This is a genomic window from Streptomyces sp. FH025 (assembly GCF_017427025.1).
Lineage (GTDB): Bacteria > Actinomycetota > Actinomycetes > Streptomycetales > Streptomycetaceae > Kitasatospora.
Genome location: NZ_JAFLNG010000948.1, coordinates 1 through 2,383, shown reverse-complemented (window position 1 = coordinate 2,383; position 2,383 = coordinate 1). Strand labels below are relative to the sequence as shown.

Genomic DNA, 2,383 nt, shown 5'->3' with positions numbered 1-2,383 from the left:
CTGCGCACCGCGACGGAGCTGCGGGTGCCGGTGGTGCCGCAGGGGGCGCGGACGGGGTTGTCGGGGGCGGCGAACGCCGTGGACGGGTGCATCGTGCTGTCCATGGTGAAGCTGGACCGGATCCTGGAGATCGATCCGGTGAACCGCGTCGCGGTCGTGGAGCCGGGTGTGGTGAACGCCGAACTCTCGCGCGCGGTGGCCGAGTCGGGGCTCTACTACCCGCCGGACCCGTCCAGCTGGGAGTCCTGCACGATCGGCGGCAACATCGGTACCGGCGCGGGCGGGCTGTGCTGCGTGAAGTACGGCGTCACCAGCGAGTACGTACTCGGGCTGGACGTGGTGCTGGCCGACGGGCGGCTGCTGACCACCGGGCGCCGGACGGCCAAGGGCGTGGCCGGGTACGACCTGACCAGGCTGCTGGTCGGCTCGGAGGGCACGCTCGGCGTGGTGGTCCGGGCGGTGCTGGCGCTGCGGCCCGCGCCGGCCCCGCAGCTGGCGCTGGCGGCGGAGTTCCCGAGCGCGGACACGGCCGGAGCGGCGGTCTGCGAGGTGATGGCGCGCGGTCTGACCCCGTCCCTGATGGAGCTGATGGACGCGGTCTCGGTGCGGGCCGTCAACGAGCTGGGGCGGATGGGGCTGCCGGAGTCGACCCAGGCGCTGCTGCTGGTGGCCTTCGACGGGCCGGACCGGGAGGCCGAGCTGGCGCGGGTCGCGCGGCTGTGCCGGGAGGCCGGGGCGACGGAGGTGGTGCCGGCCGAGGACCAGGCGGAGTCCGACCTGCTGCTGGCCGCCCGGCGGCTGGCGCTGCCCGCGCTGGAGCGGCTGGGCACCACGATGATCGACGACGTGGCGGTGCCGCGCTCCCGGCTGGCCGAGATGCTGAACGGCGTCGCGGAGATCGCCGAGCGGAACGCGCTGACCATCGGGGTGGTCAGCCACGCCGGGGACGGCAACACCCACCCGATCGTGATCTTCGACGCCGCCGACCAGGAGCAGACGGTACGGGCGCAGCGCTCCTTCGACGAGATCATGGCTCTCGGGCTGGAGCTGGGCGGCACGATCACCGGGGAGCACGGGGTGGGGCTGCTCAAGCGGGACTGGCTGGCCCGTGAGCTGGGGCCGGTCGCGCTGGACCTGCAACGGCAGCTGAAGGCGGTCTTCGACCCGCTGGGAATCCTCAACCCGGGCAAGATGGTCTGATTTTCACCAGTCGGATTCACGTCACATCGTCAAGGTCCCCGAGATGGCGCATTTTCGGTACGACTGTCCGACGGTCTGTGAATGGCTGGAAAAGTCGACACGGAAGGGTGGTCGAACTTTCCCGGGGGCGCGTTCATGAATGGACTGCGCCGGGGTGGTGCGCCCGGCGGCTTGCGTGATGGTGAAGCGCCCGGTCCGGGAGGTCGGCACGTTGGTGTCTTCGGAGAAAAGTCGCAGCTCAGCGCCGCTGTGTCGATGCGCTCTCCGGGCTCGCCGCCGTTATGCGTGGCTCAGTCGGATATCACGCTAACGGGCGAAAATGGCCCCGTCGGCTGGTAATTTGTCGATTTGTTGCGGAAGTCTGTCTCCCGGCGTCGCAGTCAGCGGGTGGTCGTCCGGCCGGCGAACTCCCGCATCCCCAGGTTTGACCATTGCACGATGAACTGCTTCTTGGAGGCTCATATGGTTCGCTTCCGCCCCCGAAGGGTGGCCGGATCGCTGACCGGCTCCAACGCCGGCCGGGGCAACAAGAACATCGACGTCCTCCTCGTTCCGACCGTCAGCTGACCGCCCCGGGCACCACCGAAGGCGGGGGCGCCGGAGGTGGACGGCCGCGGGTGAGCTGAGCACCCGCGGAGAGCTCGAAGCGGTCGCCGGGCGGAACTCCGCCCGGTCGCGGATCAACGGAGCGAACGCACCGAACCTACCGAACCTACCGAACGCATCGAACAGATCAGAGGGACCGAAGAACAGAGCTCGACCGGCCAGCGGAAAGGGTCGCCGCGAAGCCGGCCTCGTGGGCGGTGCCGCCATCGGCACCGCCCACGAGTGCGTCCGGGCCCCGCCCACGTCACGTCCGAGTCCCGCCCGCATCCCGTCCGACCGGCCCGGATCCGTCCACCGAGGGCCCCCGCCCGGAGCCGTCGGCCCGCGGCGGTACGGTTGCGCTCCGACAACGCACCACGTGCCCGGGCCCGGAACGGACGGCCCGGACGGGGCGGACGACCGCGGCAATCGGAAGGAAGGGCGCGCGATGGCGGCGGAGGACGAGGGCCTGACCGGCCCGGACGGAGCCAGGCCTGCACCCGGGACGGCACCGGAGACGCGTCCGGCGCCACTGGACGAGCACCGGCCCGGGCGGCGGGCGAGCGGGTGGCAGAGCGAGCCGCTGGCCTCGCTGGCC

At 71.6% G+C, this 2,383-nt stretch carries 1 protein-coding gene; it reads left to right on the top strand.

The window, feature by feature from the left end:
* The coding region (locus J0670_RS35995) for an FAD-binding oxidoreductase (protein ID WP_207816901.1) at positions 1 to 1,200 on the top strand (1,200 nt) is incomplete at its 5' end.
* Between the last annotated feature and the right edge of the window lie 1,183 nt (positions 1,201 to 2,383).